This window comes from Streptomyces malachitofuscus, assembly GCF_055571035.1.
Genome location: NZ_JBVIGA010000055.1, coordinates 1 through 23,158, shown reverse-complemented (window position 1 = coordinate 23,158; position 23,158 = coordinate 1). Strand labels below are relative to the sequence as shown.

Below are 23,158 nucleotides of genomic sequence, written 5' to 3'. Positions count from 1 at the left end.
TGGTCGTCCGCGCGGCCGACGAACTCCAGCACACCCTCGGCCGTCCACCGCACCACATCACCGGTCCGGTACAACCTGCCGCCACCGAACGGGCTGGTCAGGAACCGTTCAGCGGTCAGCTCCGGGCGGTTCAGATAACCCCGCGCCACACCCGGGCCACCGATGAACAACTCCCCCGCCACACCGACCGGAACCGGCTCCATCCGCCCGTCCAGCACAAACACCGAGGTGTTACCGATCGGCCGACCGATCGGCACCGACACCATCCCCTCCGACAGCAGAGGAATCGCATACGTGCAAGCAAACGTCGTCGTCTCGGTGGGCCCGTAGCCGTTGACCACCCGCAGGCCCGGTACCGCCTGCTGCGCCGCCCGCACATGGCGGACCGACAGCGCCTCACCACCGACCAGGATCCGATCCAGGCCGGTCAGCACCGAGGGGTCCTCGTCCACGACGGCGTTGAACAGGGAGGCAGTCAGCCACAGGTTCCGCACCCCGTGACCGGAGATCAGACCCGCGAGGTCGGACACGCCCACAACACCGGGCGGGGCGACCACCAGCCGGCCGCCATGGATCAGCGCACCCCACAACTCGAACGTCGAAGCGTCGAACGCCAAGGGCGCCAGCAACATCTGTGTACTGTCCGGACCGAACCCGGCGTAGGTCTGCCCCCACACCAGCCGCACCACCGACCGGTGCTCGACCACCACACCCTTCGGCCGGCCCGTCGAACCCGACGTGAACATCACATACGCGATGTCATCCGGAGCCACCACGACACCCGGATCGGCAGTGGAGCCGGAGATGTCGTCCAGCAGCACCACCTCGGCGAACCGGTCCCGATACGGCACCTGCGTGACCACCAGCCGCACATCGGCATCGGCCAGCATGAACTCGACACGATCCGCCGGATAACCCGGATCCAGCGGCACATACCCCGCCCCGGCCTTCCACACCCCCAGCAGCACCGCAGGCACCTCGATGCCACGGTCCAGGCACACACCCACCAGCGAACCCGGCTCCACACCCGCCGCGATCAGCGCATGTGCCACCTCATTCGCACGGGCATCCAACTCGGCATAGGAGACGGACTCCTCACCGAACTCCACCGCCACCGCATCCGGACGCAACCGCGCCTGCACCGCCACCAGCTCATGCACCGGCAGACCCGGCAACTCCACAGCCGTCGCATTCCACTCCGACAGCAGCCGCTCCCGCTCCCCCTCCGCCAGCACCGACAGACTCTCCACCAACGCGCCCGACGGAGCACCGGCAATCTGCTCCAGCAGGCTCACGAACGCGTCGATCAGGCGCCGGACCGGAGCTTCCGCGAAGCGGGAGCGGTCGTAGGTGGCTTCGATCTCCAGGCCCGCGCCCGGGACCGCGACGACCGTGAGGGGGTAGTTCGTGTTCTCGTGCCATTCGCCGGAGGTGATCCGGAACGGACCGCCCTGCATGGACTCGGCGGTCGAGCCGAGCGGGAAGTTCTCGAAGACGAACAGGGAGTCGAACAACGACCCGCCGGCCGGGACCTCGCTCCACCGCTGCACATCGGCCAGCGGACTGAACTCGAACTCCCGCGACGCCACCTGATCGTCCTGGACCCGCTGCAGCAGATCCACCACCGTCGCCCGCTCATCCACCCGCACCCGCACCGGCAGGGTGTTGATGAACAGACCCACCATCTCCTCGACACCATCGAGGCTCGCCGGACGACCCGACACCGTCGTGCCGAACACCACATCCGCACCACCACCGAACCGCGACAGCACCAGACCCCAAGCAGCCTGCGCCACCGAGTTCACCGTCACCCGCGCCGCCCGCGCCACCGACCCCAGACCGGCCGCGGCCCCCGCCGACAACACCGCGCCCACCCGACCCGGCTCGGCGCCCTCCGCAGAGGTGCCGGACCCGTCGCCCGGAAGTGCCGTCGGTGCCTCGAAGCCGGCCAGGACCTCCCGCCAGTACGCCTGCGCCGCACCCAGGTCTCGTTCACCGAGCCAGCCGATGAACTCGCGGTAGGGGCGACCGTCGGCGGCGAGGCCGGTTCCGCTGTAGGAGGCGAAGACCTCTCCCAGGACGGCGGTGACACTCCACCCGTCCAGCAGGACATGGTGGAAGCTCCACACCAGGTGGTACTGCGTGTCGTCCGTGCGCAGCACACGCACCTTCATCAACGGCGCGGCCCCGAAGTCGAACCCTTCGACGCGGTCCTGCTCGAGCAGCCGGGCGATGTGCGGCTCCCGGCCGTCCACGGCCATGGGAGACAGGTCGTGATACTCGAACGGGACGGAGACATCGGCGCGGACGATCTGCAGCGGCCGCGGCACGCCCTCCCACACGAATCCCGTGCGCAGAATGGGGTGCCGGTCCAGGACGTTCTGCCAGGCGGCGCGCATCCGGTCGACGTCGAGGTCGCCTTCGAGCCGCCAGTGGATCTGCTCGACGTAGAGGCCGGAGTCGGGTTCGGCCAGGGCGTGGAACAGCATGCCGTGCTGCAGCGGCGACAGCGGATACACGTCCTCGACCTGGCGGTCGCCGCCCACCAGCCGGTCCAGGGTCGCCTGGTTCAGGCGGGCCAGCGGCACGTCCGACGGGGTCAGGCCACCGGCATCCTCGGACAGGCAGTGTTCGATCAGCGCGCGCAGCCGGACGACGAACTCCTCGGCCAGGCCCTCGACCGTCGCGCGGTCGTGCAGGTTCGACGAGTACGTCCATGCCAGGCTCAGCCGGCCGCCGGACACCGCCCCGTTGACGTCGATGAGGTGCGCACGGTCGCCTGTGAACGCTTCCGTATCGCCCGTGGGCTCGTCGGTGATCGCGAACAGACCCGCGGAGGTCAGCGCGTCGAAGCGCCCGAGGTAGTTGAACACCAGCCCGGTGGGCAGGGCGGTCAGGTCGTGGGTGAGGCCGTAGCCGACACCGCGACGGGGGACGGCGCGGAGCTGTTCCTTGACCGCCTTCAGCGCCGAGCCCGGGCCATCGGCGCCCGGGGTGAGCGCCACCGGGAACAGGGAGGTGAACCAGCCCACGGTGCGTGAGACGTCGACGTCGTCGAACAGGTCCTCGCGGCCGTGCCCCTCCAGCGCGACGGAGACGGTCTCCTGGCCCGTCCAGGCCGCCAGGGTCTGCGCGAGCGCGGTCAGCAGGACGTCGTTGATCTGCGTCCGGTAGGCCGCGGGCACCTGCGTCAGCAGCGCCCGGGTCTCGTCCTCGTCGAGCGCGACGGCGACCGTCTCGGCGGACTCGACCGTGTTTCGCTCGCCCGGGTGATCCAGGGGCAGCTCGGTGACGGGGATCGCGTCCCAGTACTTGTTCTCGTCCGGGTCGGTTGCCTGGTCCAGGCGGTGTGCCCAATCCTTGAACGAGGTCGTCTTCGCGCCGGGTGTGATCTTCTGCCCCACCTGTGCCTGCTGGTAGGCGGTGGCGAGGTCCTCGACGAGGATGCGCCAGGACACGCCGTCGACGGCCATGTGGTGAATGGCGATGAGCAGCCGGTCCTCGGACAGGCACACGAAGCGGGCGACCGGGCCGTTCACCAGGTCCAGGCTCGCCTGGACGTCGTCCTCCGTGCGGCCGTTCGCTTCCTCCAGGCCCTGGTCGTCGGGCTCGGTGAACCACATGCGTGAGCCGTCCGAGCGCAGGCGCAGCGCGTCGTGGTGGGCCAGCAGCGACCGGACGGCCAGGTCCAGCGCGGCGTGGTCGGCACCGGTCACGTCGAGCAGGACCGACTGGTTGAAGTGGTTCCGCTCCGGCAGGCTCAGTCCGTAGAACCACTGCTGGATCGGGGTCAGTGGCGCCTCACCGGTGACCACGCCCTGCTCGGCGCGGATGTCCGCGACTCCCGCGACGGCCGCCAGTGCCGCGACCGTCTGGTGATCGAACACCAGCTTGGGTGACAGACCCACGCCGCGGGCCCTGGCCCGGGAGACGAGCTGAACGGACATGATCGAGTCGCCGCCCAGCTCGAAGAAGTTGTCGTGGACACCGACCCGGTCCACGTCGAGCACCTCGGACCACACCTCGGCGATCACGCGTTCGGTCGGGGTGCGCGGTGCGACGTAGCCGGTGTCCAGGGCCAGCCGGCCGGAGTCGGGCGCGGGCAGGGCCTTGCGGTCCAGTTTTCCGCTGGGCGTCAGCGGCATGGCCTCCAGGACGACGAACACCGCCGGGACCATGTATTCGGGCAGGCTTCTCCCCGCGAACGCGCGGAGTTCGGGGATGCCGGGCAGGGGGCTGCCGCCGGTCGCCGTGAGGTAGGCGACCAGGCGGCCGCCGTCGGCCACGACGACCGCCTCGCGGACGGCCGGGTGCCCGGCCAGGACCTCCTCGATCTCGCCCGGTTCCACCCGGAAGCCGCGCACCTTCACCTGCTGGTCGGCGCGGCCCAGGAACTCGATCACGCCGTCGGCGCGGTACCGGGCCAGGTCGCCGGTGCGGTAGAGGCGCGCCCCGGGGCGCCGGCTGAAGGGGTCGGCGACGAAACGTTCGGCGGTGAGTCCGCCGCGCCGGAGGTAGCCGCGGGCGATGCCGATGCCGCCGATGCACAGCTCGCCCGGCACACCGACCGGGACGGGCTCGAAGGTGTCGTCGACGATGTAGATCTCGGTGTTGGCGATCGGCCGCCCGATGGGGACGAACGCGCCGCCGGCGCCCGGCTCCGGGGTCGAGAAGATCATCGCGATGGTGGCCTCGGTGGGGCCGTAGCCGTCGTGCAGTCCGGCGTCGCTGACCGCGGCGAAGCGGTCCACCAGGCGGGTGCTCAGTGCCTCGCCCATGCAGAAGACCAGCCGCAGTTCGCGTGGCGGGGTGAAGCCGTAGTCCAGGAGCGCCTCGAGCATCGACGGCACGAAGTGCAGCACCGTGATCCGCTGTTCGGTCACGACCTGCGCCATGTAGCCCGCGTCGGTGTGGCCTCCCGGTCGTGCCATCACCACGACGGAGCCCGCCACCAGGGGCCAGAACAGGTCCAGGACCGAGACGTCGAAGGTGAACGGCGTCTTCTGGAGCACTCGGTCGGAGTCCGACAGCGGGTACCGGTCCTGCAGCGACAGCACGCGCTGCACCAGCCCGCCGTGCTCGATCGCGACGCCCTTGGGGCGGCCGGTCGAGCCCGATGTGTAGATGACGTAGGCGAGGTCGTCCGGGGACACCGTGACCGCAGGCGGCTCCGGCGCCGTTCCGGCCAGGTCCTCGGCATGCAGCAGGAGGCCGTCGAAGTCCGGCAGCCGTCCGGTGAGGGACCGCTCGGTGATCAGCGTGCCGGCGCCGGCGTCGTCGATCATGAACGTGAGGCGGTCCGCCGGGTAGCCGGGGTCGAGCGGCAGGTAGCCGGCGCCCGCCTTCCAGATGCCGAGCAGCACCGCGGCGAGGTCGAGGCCGCGGTCCATGCACACGCCCACCGGGACGCCGGGCTCGACACCGGCCGCGGTCAGCGCGTGGGCCACGGCGTTCGCCCGGGCGTCCAGCTCCCCGTAGGTGAGGACGGCGTTCTCGGCCTGCACGGCCACCGCGCCGGGGGCCAGCCGGGCCCGCTCGGCGATCACCTCGTGCAGGGGTGTTCCGTCCGGGAACGGGGCGGCCGTGTCGTTCCAGTCCTCGACGACGCGGCGTCGTTCGTCGGCGCTCGTCACGGACAGGCTGGAGACGGGCCGGTTCGCGGTTTCGGCGAGCTGCGCGAGCAGATGCGTGTAGCCGTCGGCGATGCGGCGGACGGTGCTCTCGTCGAAGAGGGCGGTGCTGTACTCGATGACCGCGTCCAGCCGCTCGCCGGTGTCGACGACGTGCAGGCCCAGGTCGAAGTTGGTGGTGCTGACCGGCAGTTCCACCGGTTCGAGTGCGAGGCCGGGCAGTACGGGGTCGCCGCCGGGGACGTTCTGCTGGGAGAACATGACCTGGAAGAGCGGGCTGTGGCTCAGGCTCCGGTCCGGAGCCAGCTCGTCGACCAACCGCTCGAACGGCAGGTCCTGGTGGGCGTACGCCTCCAGCGCAACCTCACGAACCCGCTCCAGCAGTTCCCCGAACTCCGGGTCCCCGCTCACATCGCACCGCAGCACGAGCGTGTTGACGAAGAAGCCGACCAGGCCCTCGAGTTCGGCCGCGTCCCGGCCGGCCACCGGGGTTCCCACCACCACGTCGGACTGGCCGCTGAACCGCGACAGCAGCACCGCGAACGCGCTCAGCAGCGTCATGAACAGGGTGGCGTCGTGCTCGCGGCCGATTCCGCGGACGGCGTCGGTCACGTGTTCCGGGACGGTGAAGGTGAAGGCGGCGCCGTCGAGGCTCTGCACGGCGGGGCGGGGCCGGTCGACCGGCAGCTCCAGCACCTCGGGAATGCCCGCCAGACGCTCGCGCCACACGGCCAGCTGACCGTCCAGCACCTCACCCGACAGCCAGTCCCGCTGCCACACCGCGAAGTCGGCGTACTGCACCGGCAGCTCCGGCAACGACACCGGCTCCCCCGACACACCGGCCGAGTAGAGAGCCGACAGCTCATCACTCAGCACACCCAGCGACCAGCCGTCGGACACCGCATGATGCATGCTCAGCACCAGCACGTGATCGTCCACCCCGACCCGCACCACCAGCGCACGGAACAACGGCCCCGCGGCCAGATCGAACGGACGGGCGGCCTCCTCGGCCACCGCCTCGCGCCAGTCGGCGCCGGCGTCGCGCTCGGTGAGCAGGCCGGGCAGGGCGGGAGCGATGGACAGCGTGGGGACGCCGTCGACGACCGGGAACGAGGAGCGCAGCACCTCGTGGCGTTCCGCGAGCGTCTCCAGCGCCGTGCGGAGGGCGGGGACGTCGAGAGACCCCCGCAGGCGCATCGCCGAGACGCTGTTGTAGGCGGAGTTGCCCGGCTCCAGCTGGTCGATGAACCACAGCCGCTGCTGCCCGAAGGACAGCACGCCGGTGCCGTCCGGCCGCCTGGTCAGGGCGGGCCGCGCGCCGCTCGTGCCACCGATGCTCAGCCGCTCAGCCAGGTCGGCGAGGTCATGGGCGTCGAAGACGTCACGGAGCGCGAGATCGACGCCGAGTGCGGTGCGGAGGCGGGTGACGACCTGGATGGACAGGATCGAGTCGCCGCCCAGTTCGAGGAAGTTGTCGTGTGCTCCCACGTCGTCGATGCCGAGCACCTCGCCCCAGACGGCCGCGACCGCCCGCTCGGCGGGGGTCCTCGGTGCCACGTAGGCCACGCCGAGGGTGGGACGGGCCCCGTCGGGCATGGGCAGCGCCCTGCGGTCGATCTTTCCACTGCGGGTGAGCGGAAGCTCGACGACCGGGACGAAGTGGGAGGGCACCATGTACGGCGGCATGGCGGCGGCGGCATGGGCCCGCAGCGCCGAGGCGTCGAGTCCTTCGTGGCCGGCCGTCGGGACGATCCAGGCGGTCAGACGCCGCTCGTGGGTACCGACGAACACCTCCCGTACGGTGGGGTGCGCGCCGAGGCAGGCCTCGACCTCGCCGGGCTCGACCCGGAAGCCGCGTACCTTGACCTGCTGGTCGACGCGGCCGAGGAACTCCAGGGAGCCGTCCGCGCGCCACCGGCCCTGGTCTCCGGTCCGGTACATCCGGGCGCCGGCATCGGGGGTGAACGGGTCGGCGACGAACCGCTCAGCGGTGAGGCCCGGCCTGCTCAGATAGCCGCGGGCGACACCGACACCGCCGATGCAGATCTCCCCCGCGGCGCCGAACGGGACGGGTTCGAGTCTGCTGTCCAGCAGGTAGATGGCGGTTCCCGCGATGGGACGGCCGACGGGCGGCGTCCCGGAATCGGCCGGATCGCACCGGTGCACGGTGCTGTCGGCGGTCGCCTCGGTCGATCCGTAGACGTTGAGCACCCGGCGGCCCTCGTTCGCCCAGGCGGCCACGAGATCGGCCGGCACGCGGTCCGACCCGGTGAGGGCGACCTTGAGGTCGGGCACGTCCTCCGGGTCCAGGCCGGACCAGGCCTGCGGGGGCATCTGCAGAACCGTCACCCGCTGCTCACGCAGCAGCCCGGCCAGCCCCTGGTCGGGCAGCAGCCGCTCGGACGGGGCGAGCACCAGTCTGCCGCCCGCGCACAGCGTCATCAGTGCTTCCTGGACGGACAGGTCGAAGCTGAGCGGCGCGAAGCCGAGCACCACGCTGCCGGAGCCGACGCCGAACTCGTCGATGTCGGCGGCGATGAGGTTGGTCAGACCGCCGTGCTGGACCAGCACGCCCTTGGGCAGGCCGGTCGAGCCGGAGGTGTACACGATGTAGGCGAGCCGCCCGGCCGGTACGTCGGGCAGGGGCCCACCGGGCAGATCGTCCGCGCCGTCGCGCAGGTCGTCCACGGTGACGAGGGTGGCGCCGTGGCCCACCGGCAGGTCCGCGCCGTCCTCGGTGATCACGAGCGGCGCCCGGGTGTCGCTCAGGATCAGCTCGAGGCGCTGCGTCGGGTAGGCGGGATCCAGCGGGACGTACGCGGCACCGGCCCGGAACACGCCGAGCAGCGCAGCGACCCAGGCGGGCGAGCGTTCCATGCACACCGCGACCGGCGTCTCCTCGTGCACGTGTCCCGTGCCGAGAAGACGGCGCGCGACGCGGTCGGCCCATCCGTCGAGCTCCCGGTAGGTCAGTTCCTCGCCTTCGTAGCTGATCGCGACGGCGTCGGGGCGCAGCGCCGCCTGCTCGGCGAACCACTGGTGGACGGGGTACGCCGGAGGCCGCGCCCCCGTGCCCGCGTTGAGGATCTCCAGCAGATTGGTGCGTTCTCCGACCGTTACCGGGGTGAGCTCGTCGAGACGGGCTCGCGGCGCGGCGGCGATCGCCTCGAGCAGCACCCGGTAGTGACCGGCCAGGCGGCGGATCGCGGCGGCGTCGAAGCGCCGGCGGTCGTAGGAGATGTCGCCGGTGAGGACGGTGTCCGCCATCACCGCCATGGACAGCGGGTAGTTGGTGTGCTCGCGCACCTCGATGGGCCGGATGGTCAGCCAGTCCTCGTCGCCGCCGGCTCCGGGCACGGTGTCCACCGGGTAGTTCTCGAACACCAGCAGCGATTCGAACAGCGACTCGTCGGGGCCGACCCCGCTCCAGCGCCGTACCTGCGCCAGCGGCGTGTGCTCGTACTGGCGCATCTCGGCCTGCGCCCGCTGGACCTCCGCCAGCCAGTCCTCGACGCGCTGATCTCCGTCGATGCGCATCCGGACGGGGAGGGTGTTGATGAACAGGCCCACCATGCTCTCGACGCCGGGCAGCGCGGGGGGCCTGCCGGAGACGGTCGTGCCGAACACCACGTCGTCACGGTCGCCGTAGCGGGCGAGCAGCAGGCCCCAGGCCGCCTGGCTGAGCGTGTTCAGGGTCAGGTGGCGTTCACGCGCGAACTGCCGGAGCCGCTCGGTCACCTCGGCGGGCAGTTCGAAACGCAGGCTGCCCGGCTCGCCCTCCGGCTCGTCCCCGCGGACGGTGCGGTCGACGCCCAACGGTGTGGCCTCGTCCCAGCCGTCGAGCTGGGCGCGCCAGTAGTCCTCGGCGGCGTCGGCGTCGCGGTCGTGCAGCCAGGAGATGAAGTCGCCGTAGGGCCGAACCCGGTGGGCCGGCTCCCACGCCGGGTCGAGGTAGCGTGCCAGCACTTCGCCGAGCAGGGTCGCGGTGCTCCAGCCGTCCAGCAGCAGATGGTGGAAGCTCCAGATGAGCTGGTGCTCCGACGGCGCCGTACGCACCAGGTGCACCCGTGTCAGCGGGGCCTGAGCGAGGTCGAAGCCACGGCGGCGGTCCTGCTCCATGAACCTCTCGATCGCGCGTTCGCGGCCGCGCGGGTCGAGACCGCTGAGATCCTCGTGGCCGAAGGGCAGCCGTACGCTCCGGTGCACCAGTTGCAGCGGCTCCCCCGTGTCCCGGAGCCGGACGGACGTGCGCAGCATGGCGTGCCGGTCCACGGTCGCCTGCCAGGCCGCCTTCATCCGGTCCACGTCCAGCTCGCCCTCGAGCGACCAGCGGACGCGCTGGAAGTAGACGCCCGCGCCGTCGTCGAGCATGCCGTGGAAGAGGATGCCCTGCTGGAGCGGCGACAGGGGGTAGGCGTCCTCGACCGAGTCCGCGGCCAGCGCGTTCAGGGCCTGCTGGTCGAGGCCGGCCAGCGGCACGTCGGACGGCGTCAGTCCGCCGGCGTCCGGGGTCAGGCAGTGCTCGATCAGCGTCCGGAGCCTGGCCGCGAAGTCCTCGGCCAGCCCTGTGATCGTCGCGCGGTCGTGAAGGCCGGCCGAATAGGTCCAGGACAGGCCCAGCCGCCCGCCGGCCACCGCACCCGTGACATCGATCAGGTGCGGGCGCCGTCCGTCGGCGCCCACGACCGCGCCCATCGGCTCGTCGACCACACGCAACAGGCTCTGGTCGGAGGAGAGGGAGTCCAGTTGCCCGAGGTAGTTGAAGGACAGCCCGGCGGGCAGCGCGTTGAGGTCGTGGGTCAGGCCGTAGCCGACACCGCGACGGGGCACGGCGCGAAGCTGCTCCTTGACCGCCTTCAACGACGCACCAGGGCCATCGGCGCCCGGGGTGAGCGCGACCGGAAAGAGAGAGGTGAACCAGCCGACCGTGCGGGAGACGTCGACGTCGTCGAACAACTCCTCGCGGCCGTGGCCCTCCAGCGCTACGGTCACGGTGTCCTGGCCGGTCCAGCCGGACAGGGTCTGCGCGAGCGCGGTCAGCAGCACGTCGTTGATCTGCGTCCGGTACGCCGCCGGCACCTGGGTGAGCAGCGCCCGGGTCTCGGCCTCGTCCAGCTCGAACGTGATCGTCTCGCTCGACCCGACCGTGTTGTCGCCGTCCGAGTGGTCGACGGGGAGTTCGGGGGACGGGACGTCACTCCAGTACGGCATCTCGCTCTCGTCGGCAGCGTGCGGGAGGCGCTGCGCCCACTCCTTGAACGAGGTGGTCTTCGCCGCGAGGGGCGCACCCTCGTAGGCGGTGGCCAGGTCTTCGAGCAGGATCCGCCAGGAGACTCCGTCGACGGCCATGTGGTGGACGGTGATCAGCAGCCGGTCCCCGGGCAGGAGCACGAAGCGGGCCACCGGGCCGTTCACCAGATCCAGGCTCGCCTGGACGTCGTCGGGGGTGCGGCCGCCCGCGTCCTCCAGACCCTGGCCGTCGGGCTCGGCGAACCACATGCGCGAGCCGTCCGAGCGCAGACGCAGGGCGTCGTGATGGGTGAACAGGGTCCGGACGGCAGTGTCGAGCGCCTGCCGGTCCACGCCGGTCACATCGAGCAGGACCGACTGGTTGAAGTGGTTCCGCTCCGGCAGGTCCAGGCCGTGGAACCACGACTGGATCGGCGTGAGAGGCGCCTCACCGGTGACGACGCCCTGCTCCGCCTCGACCGTGCCGACTCCGGCGAAGACGGCCAGCCGCGCCACCGTCTGGTGTTCGAAGACCAGCTTCGGGGTGATGCCCACGCCCTGGGCGCGGGCCCGGGCAACCACCTGGATGGACAGGATGGAGTCGCCGCCCAGCTCGAAGAAGTTGTCGTGGACGCCGACCCGGTCGGTGCCGAGGACATCGGCCCACACCTCGGCCAGCACCGCCTCGGTCTCGGTCCGGGGGGCCACGTATTCGGCGTGGACGGCCTCGGGCGCGGGGAGGGCGCGGCGGTCGAGTTTGCCGGTCGGGGTGAGCGGGAGCTTCTCCAGCATCACGAACACGGCCGGGACCATGTACTCCGGCAGGGAGCGGACCACGAATTCCCGCAGCTCTTCCGGCCGGGTTGTCCGTCCTTCTGCAAGGGTGACATAGGCGACGAGTCGTTGGTCGTGGACCATCACCACCGCATCACGGACCGAGGGGTGTCCGGCCACGGCCGCCTCGACCTCGCCCGGCTCGATCCGGAAGCCACGCAGTTTCACCTGATCGTCCGCGCGGCCGAGGAACTCCAGCACACCCTCGCCCGTCCACCGCACCACATCACCGGTCCGGTACAACCTGCCGCCACCGAACGGGCTCATCAGGAACCGTTCAGCGGTCAGCTCCGGGCGGTTCAGATAACCCCTCGCCACACCCGGGCCACCGATGAACAACTCCCCCGCCACACCGACCGGAACCGGCTCCATCCGCCCGTCCAGCACGAACACCGAGGTGTTACCGATCGGCCGGCCGATCGGTACGGAGTGCGTTCCCTCCGCCAGCGGGGGAATGGCGTAGGTGCAGGCGAAAGTGGTCGTCTCGGTCGGGCCGTAGCCGTTGACCACCCGCAGGCCCGGCACCGCCTGCTGCGCCGCCCGCACATGGCGGACGGACAGTGCCTCACCACCGACCAGAATCCGTTCGAGGCCGGTCAGCACCGAGGGGTCCTCGTCCACGACGGCGTTGAACAGGGACGCAGTCAGCCACAGGTTCCGCACCCTGTGACCGGAGATCAGTCCCGCGAGTTCGGACACGCCCACGACACCGGGCGGGGCGACGACAAGCCGGCCGCCGTGGATCAGCGCGCCCCACAGTTCGAACGTCGAGGCGTCGAACGCCAAGGGCGCCAGCAGCAGTTGCGTGCTGTCCGGACCGAACCCGGCATAGGTCTGCCCCCACACCAGCCGCACCACCGATCGATGCTCGACCACCACACCCTTCGGCCGGCCCGTCGAACCCGACGTAAACATCACATACGCGACGTCGTCCGGAGCCACCACGACACCCGGATCGGAAGCCGGGCCGGACACCTCCTCGAGCAGCACCACCTCGGCGAACCGGTCCCGATACGCCACCTGCGTCACCACCAGCCGCACATCGGCGTCGGCCAGCATGAACTCGAGACGGTCGGCGGGGTAATCGGGGTCCAGCGGCACGTATCCCGACCCGGCCTTCAGCACACCCAGCACTGCTGCGGGCACCTCGATGCCACGGTCCAGGCACACGCCCACCAGCGAACCCGGCTTGACCCCTGCGGCGATCAGCGCATGCGCGATCTGATTCGCACGGGCATCCAGGTCGGCATAGGAGACGGACTCCTCACCGAACTCCACCGCCACCGCGTCCGGACGCAACCGCGCCTGCTCCGCCACCAGCTCATGCACCGGCAGACCCGGCAGGTCGACAGCCGTCGCATTCCACTCCGACAGCAGCCGCTCCCGCTCCCCCTCGGCCAGCACCGACAGGCTCGACACGGACACTTCGCCGACGGTGGCCGCGATCTGGTCCAAGAGGCGGACATAGGCGTCGGCGAGACGGGTGACGGTGCCCGCGTCGAACAGGGCAGTGCTGTACTCGAAGACGCCGACCAGGCCGTCGGTGTCCTCCGCCAGGTGCAACGACAGGTCGAAGTTGGTTGTCGTGAGGGGTACTTCGTAGGAGGCGACCTCGATGCCGGGGAGCTCGAGCTGTCCGCCGTGCGCGTTCTGCAGCGAGAACATGACCTGGAAGAGCGGGCTGTGGCTCAGGCTCCGGTCCGGAGCCAGCTCGTCGACCAACCGCTCGAACGGCAGGTCCTGGTGGGCGTACGCCTCCAGCGCCACCTCACGAACCCGCTCCAGCAGTTCCCCGAACTCCGGGTCCCCGCTCACATCGCACCGCAGGGCCAGCGTGTTGACGAAGAAGCCGACGAGACCGTCCAGTTCGGCCGCGCCCCGGCCGGCCACCGGGGTTCCCACCACCACGTCGGACTGGCCGCTGAACCGCGACAGCAGCACCGCGAACGCACTCAGCAGCGTCATGAACAGGGTGGCATTCTCGTCCCGGCCGATGTCCCGAAGCACACGGGTCAGATCGGCCGGGACGCGGATCTCCACTGTGGCGCCGTCGAGGCTCTGCACGGCGGGGCGGGGCCGGTCGAGCGGCAGCTCCAGCAGGTCAGGGATCCCCGCCAGACGCTCGCGCCACACGGCCAGCTGACCGTCCAGCACCTCACCCGACAGCCAGTCCCGCTGCCACACCGCGTAGTCGGCGTACTGCACCGGCAGCTCCGGCAACGACACCGGCTCCCCCGACACACCGGCCGAGTAGAGAGCCGACAGCTCATCACTCAGCACACCCAGCGACCAGCCGTCGGACACCGCATGATGCATGCTCAGCACCAGCAGGTGATCGTCCACCCCGACCCGCACCACCAGCGCACGGAACAACGGCCCCGCGGCCAGATCGAACGGACGGTTCACCTCGTCCCGCACCAGGGCGCGCAGGCAGGTGTCCTGGTCGTGGGCAGCGACGGCCTCGAGGTCGTGTTCGGTGAGGGCAACGGCGCTGACAGGGTTGATCACTTGCCCGGGGGCGCCGTCAACGGCGGTGAAGGTCGTCCTCAGGGCCTCATGGCGGGCGACGACCCCGTCGAGCGCCGCGCGCAGCGCCGACGTGTCCAGAGGACCGGCCAGTCGTACCGCGAAGGCCGAGTTGTACGCGGACTGGCCCGGCGCCAACTGGTCGATGAACCACAGGCGCTGCTGCCCGAAGGAGAGGGGAATCCTGTCGTCGGCCGTGGCCCTGGGCCGGATTGTGGGCAGACGGGTCCCCTGCCGCTCGCGGAGCGCGGTTTCGACGGCTTCCGCGAGACCGCTCACGGTCGGCCGGTCGAAGATCTCCCGGACGGAGAAGTCGATGTCCAGAGCGGCCTGGATCCGGCCCGCGACGCGGATGGACAGGATGGAGTCGCCGCCCAGTTCGAAGAAGTTGTCGTGGACGCCGACCCGTTCGACGCCCAGGATCTCGGCGCAGGCGTCGGCGACCATCTGCTCGACGGGAGTACGGGGTGCGACGTATTCCGCCGCTCGCCCGAGGTCGGGTGCGGGGAGTGCGCGGCGGTCGAGTTTCCCGCCCGGGGTCCGGGGGAACGCCTCGAGCCTCATGTAGATCGCCGGGACCATGTGCTCGGGCAGCGTCCGCTGCAACCCCGCACGCAGCTCCTCGTCCGCCACCCCGGCCGACTCGATCAGATACGCCACGAGCCGGCCGTCGCGGACGACGACGGCCGCGTCCCGGATACCGGGGTGGCGGGTGAGGGCGGCTTCGATCTCACCCAGCTCGACCCGGAAACCACGCAGCTTCACCTGATCGTCGGCGCGGTCGATGTACTCCAACGTCCCATCAGGCAGCCGCCGTACCAGGTCACCGGTCCGATACAAGCGGCCCCCCGGCACCCCGGTGAACGGATCCGCCACGAAGCGTTCCGCGGTCAGACCCGGCCGGCCCAGATAGCCACGCGTCACGCCATGACCGCCCACGAACAGCTCACCGGCGACACCGACCGGCACCGGTTCCATCCGCCCGTCCAGCACATACAACCGGGTATTGGGCAACGGACGACCGATCGGCACACTCGTAGCGGTCACCGGCCCGTCCACCGGCATCACCGACACACACACCGTGCCCTCGGTCGGACCGTACGCATTGACGAACCGAGCTCCAGGGAACTTCACGGCCAGCTGCGGCGAACACTTCTCACCGCCTGCGATCACCACCCGCACACCCGGCAGCTCATCGACCACCGACAGCACCGACGGCGGCAACATCACATGCGTGATCCCCTCCGCCACGACCTGCCCCACCAGCTCATCAGCGGAAAACCCCTGCCCACGCCCGCTCAGACACAGCTCACCACCCCACGCCAGAGCCATGAACGTCTCCCACACCGCACCGTCAAAACTCGGCGAGGAGAACTGCAACACCCGGCAATCGGGGTCCAGATCGAAGTCGGCTCCTGCCGCGCTGATCAGGTTCGCCAGCCCGCGGTGCTCGACCAGCACACCCTTCGGCCGCCCCGTCGAACCCGACGTATAAATCACATACGCCACATCCGACGGCCCCACCTCAACGGCAACAGACTCCGCCGGAGCGGACAGGTCCAGATCCGCTTCGTCGATCAGCAGGACGTCCGCGTCATGCTCCGGGAGCCGCTCCACCAGCTCACCATGGGTGACCAGCACCCGCGCGCCGCTGTCGGCCAGCATGAATCCCAACCGGCCGGCCGGATACTCCGGATCCAGCGGCACGAAAGCAGCACCCGCCTTCAGCACCGCCAGCCACACCACCGGCACATCCACCGACCGACGCAAACACACACCGACCAGCGAACCCGCACCCACACCACGCGACCGCAACACCCACGCCAACCGGTCCGCCCGCGCCACCAACTCCCCATACGACAAGGTGACGTCGCCGAGACGAACCGCCACCCCGCCCCCGCGCTGAGCGGACACCCACTCATGCACCAGACCCGGCCGCACCTCCGCAGCCGTCTCGTTCCACCCCACCACCAAACGAGCACGCTCATCCTCAGACAGCACCGACAGGTGGGAGACCGTGGCGTCCGGGACGTCCACGAGGTGGCTCAGAAGCCGTACGTAGGCGTCGGCCAGCCGGGTGATGGCTGCGGGGTCGAAGCGGCGGCGGTCGTAGAACAGGTCGAGCGCCAGGCCCTTGCCCGGAACGATCGCCGCGGTGAGCGGGTAGTTGGTGTGCGCCTGGGCGCCCTTCGAGACGAACTCCAGCCCGATGGACTCCTCGTTGTCCGGGGCCGCGCCGAGCGGGTAGTTCTCGTAGGCGAACAGCGACTCGAACAGTGGTTCTCCGCCGGGGACCTCGGCCCAGCCTCGTATCGCGTCGAGGGACGTGTGCTCGAAGTCCCGGGCCGTCGCCTGTTCCCTCTGCAGTCGGGCCAGCAGGTCCGGGACCCTTTCGTCCTCGTCGATGCGTACCCGTACCGGCAGGGTGTTGATGAAGAGCCCCACCATGTTCTCGACGCCGGGCAGCTCGGCCGGACGTCCGGAGACGGTGGCGCCGAACACCACGTCGTGCTCACCGCTGATCCTGGTGAGCAGCAGCGCCCATGCGGCCTGAGCCACGGTGTTCGTCGTCAGTCGGTGGCTCTGCGGGAGGGCTGCCAGGCGGTCGGCGACCTCTTGGGGGATGGAAAGGCGGTGGCCTGCCCTGCCCTCGGCCACGTCCTCTCCACGCTCGGAGCGGTCCAGGCCCAACGGAGTCGCGGTGTCGAAGCCGGCCAGTGCTCCACGCCAGTACTCCTCGGCCGCCGCGAGGTCGCGGCCGCGAAGCCAGGCGACATAGTCCCGGTAGGGGCGGGAGACCGGGGGCCCGACGTCGGTGGCGCCGCTCTTCAGCTCCCCGTAGCGGCTGAAGATCTCGCCGAGGAGCGTCGCGGAGCTCCAGCCGTCGAGGAGGAGGTGGTGGAAGCTCCACACCAGGACGTGGGACTCGTCGCCCGTGCGCACCAGGTGCAGCCGCATCAGCGGGGCGGTCTGCGGGTCGAAGCCGCGTGCGCGGTCGGCCGCGAGCAGGTCGGCCAGCCGCTGCTCCTGCTCCCGCGCGGTCGCCCCGCGGAGGTCGTCGGTCGCGAACGGCAGGGTGATGCCCTGCCGGATCACGTGGAGCGGTTCGCCCTCGTCGCTGACGATCGAGGTACGCAGTACGGCGTGCCGGTCCAGCGCCTCCTGCCAGGCGCGTCGCAGCAGCTCGACGTCCAGGTCGCCGCGGAGTTCCCACTGCAGCTGCTCGAAGTACATCCCGGACTCGGGGTCCAGCAGCGTGTGGAAGAGCAGCCCCTGCTGCAGCGGTGACAGAGGATAGACATCCTCGATGTCGCCTGCGGGCGTGCCGGCCGAGAAGTCGCCGTCCATCATTTCCCCTCCTGCGCCCGGAATCGCCTGGCGACCCGATTGAGCTTCTTGGTGGACAGCGATGCCATCGGGAAGTCCGACGAGGTGTAGCCGCCCGCTTCAGGACTCGTGCAATGCGCGATCAGGGCGCGCAGGTTGGTCAGGAAGAGGCCGGACATCTTCGTGATCGAGGCTTCTTCGTGGAGGTCGCGCGAGTAGGTCCAACGGAAGGTGATGACCCCTTCGCTGACCACGCCGTTGATGTCGAGCACATGGAACCGCCGGGTGTCGCCCAGCGCCTCGACGGAGCTCGCCTGGGAGCCGAAGAGCACGCCGTCGTCGGTCATCACCGGGGACAGAGGCCGCTCGTCTCCGCCCGGGGCGTCGAGCCGGCCGAGGTAGTTGAAACTGATCCGGGTGGGCAGGTCAGCCAGGTCGTGAGTCAGGCCGTAGCCGACACCCCGGCGCGGGACCTCGCGCAGCTGTTCCTTGATCCTCTTGAGCGCCTCGCCCGGAGCGGTGCGTCCCGGCATCAAGGCGACGGGGAACAGGGAGGTGAACCAGCCGACCGTACGGGAGACGTCGACGTCGTCGAACAGCTCCTCACGGCCATGGCCCTCCAGCGCCACCGTGACCGACTCCTGCCCGGTCCACTCGACCAGGGTCTGGGCGAGCGCGGTCAGCAGCACGTCGTTGATCTGGGTGCGGTAGGCCGCGGGGACGTCGTTCAGGAGGGCCCGGGTCTCTTCGGCGGTCAGGCTCGCCGTGACCGTCTCCGCGGAGGCCAGCGTGTTGCGGCCCGCGGTGTGGTCGACGGGGAGCCCGGTGACCGGGACGGCGTTCCAGTAGGAGTTCTCGTTCTCGTCGGCTGCGTCCCGCAACCGGTTGGCCCACTGTTTGAACGAGGTCGTCTTGAGCCCGAGGTCGATCTTCCGGCCGTCGGCGGCCGCGCCGTAGGCGGCGGCCAGGTCTTCCAGCAGGATCCGCCAGGACACTCCGTCGACAGCCATGTGGTGGACGGTCACCAGCAGCCGGTCGTCGGGCTGCAGCACGAACCGCGCGATGGGACCCTGGACGAGGTCGAGGCTTGCCTGGACCTCGTCGACGGTGCGTCCGCAGGCGTCCTCCAGTCCCTGGCCGTCGGGTTCGGCGAACCACAGGCGGGTGCCGTCCGACCGCAGCCGCAGCGCATCGTGCTGGACCAGCACCGCGTCGACCGCGTCGGCCAGCGCTTCGCGGTCGAGGCCCGCGGCGTCCAGCAGCACCGACTGGTTGTAGTGGTCACGGTCGGAGAGATCGAGACCGTAGAACCAGGTCTGTATCGGGGTGAGGGGCGCTTCGCCCGTCACCACGCCCTGTTCGGCCTGGACGGCCTCCACTCCCGCGACGGTCGCCAGGTCGGCGACGCTCGGGTGGTCGAACACCAGCTTGGGGGTGATCCCCACACCCCTCGCGCGGGCACGCGCCACGACCTGGATGGACAGGATCGAGTCGCCGCCGAGTTCGAAGAAGTTGTCGTGGACGCCGACCCGTTCGACGCCCAGGACCTCGGCCCACACCTCGGTCAGGATGTGTTCCGCCCTGTCCCGCGGCGATTCGTAGTCCGCGTGCACCACCTCGGGCGCGGGTAGCGCCCTGCGGTCGGTCTTGCCGCTGGGGGTGCGCGGGAAGGAGTCCATGACCAGGTACGTCGCGGGAACCATGTGCTCCGGCAGGCTCAGGGCCAGAGCCTCACGCAGGGCGCCGTTGTCGACCGCTTCAGGATCTGCCTGGATCACGTACGCCACGAGCCGGCCGTCGCGGACGACGACGGCCGCGTCCCGGATACCGGGGTGGCGGGTGAGGGCGGCTTCGATCTCACCCAGCTCGACCCGGAAACCACGCAGTTTCACCTGATCGTCGGCGCGGTCGATGTACTCCAACACCCCATCCGCCAGCCGCCGTACCAGGTCACCGGTCCGATACAACCGGCCCCCCGGCACCCCGGTGAACGGATCCGCCACGAACCGCTGCGCGGTCAGACCCGGCCGCCCCAGATAGCCACGCGTCACACCATGACCACCCACGAACAGCTCACCGGCGACACCGACCGGCACCGGCTCCATCCGCCCGTCCAGCACATACAACCGGGTATTGGGCAACGGACGGCCGATCGGCACACTCGTAGCGGTCACCGGCCCGTCCACCGGCATCACCGACACACACACCGTGCCCTCGGTCGGACCGTACGCATTGACGAACCGAGCTCCAGGGAACTTCGCGGCCAGCTGCGGCGAGCACTTCTCACCGCCTGCGATCACCACCCGCACACCCGGCAGCTCATCGACCACCGACAGCACCGACGGCGGCAACATCACATGCGTGATCCCCTCCGCCACGACCTGACCCACCAGCTCATCAGCGGCAAACCCCTGCCCACGCCCGCTCAGACACAGCTCACCACCCCACGCCAGAGCCATGAACGTCTCCCACACCGCACCGTCAAAACTCGGCGAGGAGAACTGCAACACCCGGCAATCGGGATTCAGATCGAAGTCGGCTCCTGCCGCGCTGATCAGGTTCGCCAGCCCGCGGTGCTCGACCAGCACACCCTTCGGCCGCCCCGTCGAACCCGACGTATAAATCACATACGCCACATCCGACGAGCTCACCTCGGCCACCGGCCCGGCAGGAGTGGACACGTCCAGGTCCAGGTCCACCTCGTCGACCAGCAGAACATCCGCGTCATGCTCCGGGAGCCGCTCCACCAGCTCACCATGGGTGACCAGCACCCGCGCGCCGCTGTCGGCCAGCATGAAACCCAACCGATCGGCCGGATACTCCGGATCCAGCGGCACGAAAGCAGCACCCGCCTTCAACACCGCCAGCCACACCACCGGCACATCCACCGACCGACGCAAACACACACCGACCAGCGAACCCGCACCCACACCACGCGACCGCAACACCCCCGCCAACCGGTCCGCCCGCGCCACCAACTCCCCATAGGTCAACGTGACGTCGCCGAAACGGACCGCCACCCCGCCCCCGCGCTGAGCGGACACCCACTCATGCACCAGACCCGGCCGCACCTCCGCAGCCGTCTCGTTCCACCCCACCACCAGACGAGCACGCTCATCCTCAGACAGCACCGACAGCTCATCGACCGGAACATCGGGGGCGGCCACCAACTGCTCCAACAGCCGCTCATAGGCACCCGCCAGCCACTCGACCGCCCCGGCATCGAACCGACGCGGATCGAACAACAACTGCAGCGCCATCCGCTCACCCGGCATGACCACCGCGGTCAGCGGATAGTTCGTGTGCTCCCGCACCCCCGCCGGAACCACCCGCACCCCACCGGACGAGCCTGTCCCGCTCTGGCCCAGCGGATAGTTCTCGAACACGAACAACGACTCGAACAACGGCTCACCGGCCGCCACATCACTCCACCGCTGCACATCCGCCAACGGCGCATAGTCGAACCGCCGCAACTCCGCCTGATCCCGGTGCACCCGCTCCACAAGATCCAGCGCCGAACCGTCACCCACCCGAACACGGACCGGGAGCGTGTTGATGAACAGACCCACCATGCCCTCAACACCCGCCAGATCAGCCGGCCGGCCGGACACCGTCGTCCCGAACACCACATCCCGCTCACCACTGACCCGCGCCAGCAACAACGCCCACGCCGCCTGCACCACCGCATTCACCGTCACCCGACGCGAACGCGCCAACACCGACAACGCCGAGGTGATCGAGTCCTTGATGACCGTGGTGTGAACCGTCGGCTCGGTGGCGGCGTCCTCGGTGGCCATTACGCGGTCGATGCCCAAGGGCGTCGACTCGGTGAAGCCGGCGAGGGCGCCACGCCAGTACGTCTCGGCGGCATCGGTGTCCTGGCGCTGCAGCCATCCGATGAAGTCCCGGTACGGGGGCACCGGACGCACCACGCCGCCGAACACCTGGCCGAGCAATGCACTGACACTCCACCCGTCGAGCAGGATGTGGTGGAACGACCACACCAACACGTGGGCGTCGGGAGAGTTCTGCACAAGGTGGATCCGCATCAGCGGCGGCGCACTCAAATCGAAGCCACGGCCACGGTCCGCGTCCAGCAGGTCCCGCAACCAGGCCTCCTGCGCCGTTTCCGCCAGTCCTGAGACGTCATGGAACTCGAACGGAATGTCCTGCCCCCGACGCACCACCTGGAGCGGCCTGTCGCCCTGGTCCCAGACGAACGACGTGCGCAGGACCGGGTGTGCGTCCAGCACGCCCTGCCACGCGGACCGCAGTGCGTGCCTGTCCAGGTCGCCTTCGAGCCGCCAGTGGATCTGCTCGACATACAGGCCGGAGTCGGGCTCGGCCAGCGCATGGAACAACATGCCCTGCTGCAGCGGCGACAGTGGATACACGTCCTCGACGTGCCGATCGCCGCCCACCAACCGGTCCAGCGAGGCCTGGTCCAGGCGTGCCAGCGACACGTCCGACGGAGTCAGGCCACCGGCCTCCTCGATCAGGCAATGCTCGATCAGCGCCCGCAACCGGACCAGAAACTCGTCCGCCAGCCCCTCGACCGTCGGGCGGTCATAGAGGTTTGCGGAGTACGTCCATACGAGGCTCAATCTGCCGTCGGTCACGGCACCGTTCACATCGATCAGATGAGGACGGGTGCCGTGGCCCGCCACGTTCTCGCCGGCGGTTTCCTCCAGGCGGCTGAAGAGGCCGTCGCCGCCGGTACCGCTGTCGAGTTGTCCGAGGTAGTTGAACGACAGCCCGGCGGGCAGCGCGTTGAGGTCGTGGGTCAGGCCGTAACCGACACCGCGGCGCGGGACGGCGCGAAGCTGCTCCTTGACCGCCTTCAGCGACGCACCCGGGCCATCGGCGCCCGGGGTGAGCGCGACCGGGAAGAGAGAGGTGAACCAGCCGACCGTGCGGGAGACGTCGACGTCGTCGAACAACTCCTCACGACCGTGGCCCTCCAGCGCTACGGAGACCGACTCCTGGCCCGTCCAAGCCGCCAAGGTCTGCGCGAGCGCGGTCAGCAGCACGTCGTTGATCTGCGTCCGGTACGCCGCCGGCACCTCCGTCAGCAGCGCTCGGGTCTCGGCCTCGTCCAACTCGAGCGTGATCGTCTCGCCGGACGCGACCGTGTTCTCACCCTTGGGGTGATCGGTGGGCAGGGCAGTGGTGGGGACGGTGACCCAGTACGCGTCCTCCGCCGGGTCATTGGCCTGCTGGAGGCGCTCCGCCCACTGCTTGAACGAGGTGGTCTTGGGGGCCAGTGGCGCACCTTCGTAGGCGGCCGTCAGGTCTTCGAGCAGGATGCGCCAGGAGACACCGTCGACGGCCATATGGTGGACGGACACCAACAGCCGGTCCTGGGACAGGAGCACGAAGCGGGCCACCGGGCCGTTCACCAGATCCAGGCTCGCCTGGACGTCGTCCGCCGTCCGGCCGTGCGTGTCCTCAAGGCCCTGGCCGTCGGGCTCGGCGAACCACTGACGCGTGCCGTCCGAGCGCAGACGCAACGCGTCATGATGGGTGAGCAGGGTCCGAACGGCCGCATCGAGGGCAGCACGGTCGACACCCGTCACGTCGAGCAGGACCGACTGGTTGAAGTGGTTCCGCTC

At 70.0% G+C, this 23,158-nt stretch carries 2 protein-coding genes; both read right to left on the bottom strand.

The window, feature by feature from the left end; genetic code table 11:
* Window positions 1–17,570: non-ribosomal peptide synthase/polyketide synthase (locus ACZ44S_RS38780; RefSeq protein ID WP_466938134.1), on the bottom strand; the 17,570-nt coding region annotated here is incomplete at its 3' end.
* The coding region (locus ACZ44S_RS38775) for an amino acid adenylation domain-containing protein (protein WP_466938132.1) at window positions 17,567–23,158 on the bottom strand (5,592 nt) is incomplete at its 5' end. The genes ACZ44S_RS38780 and ACZ44S_RS38775, both read right to left, overlap by 4 nt.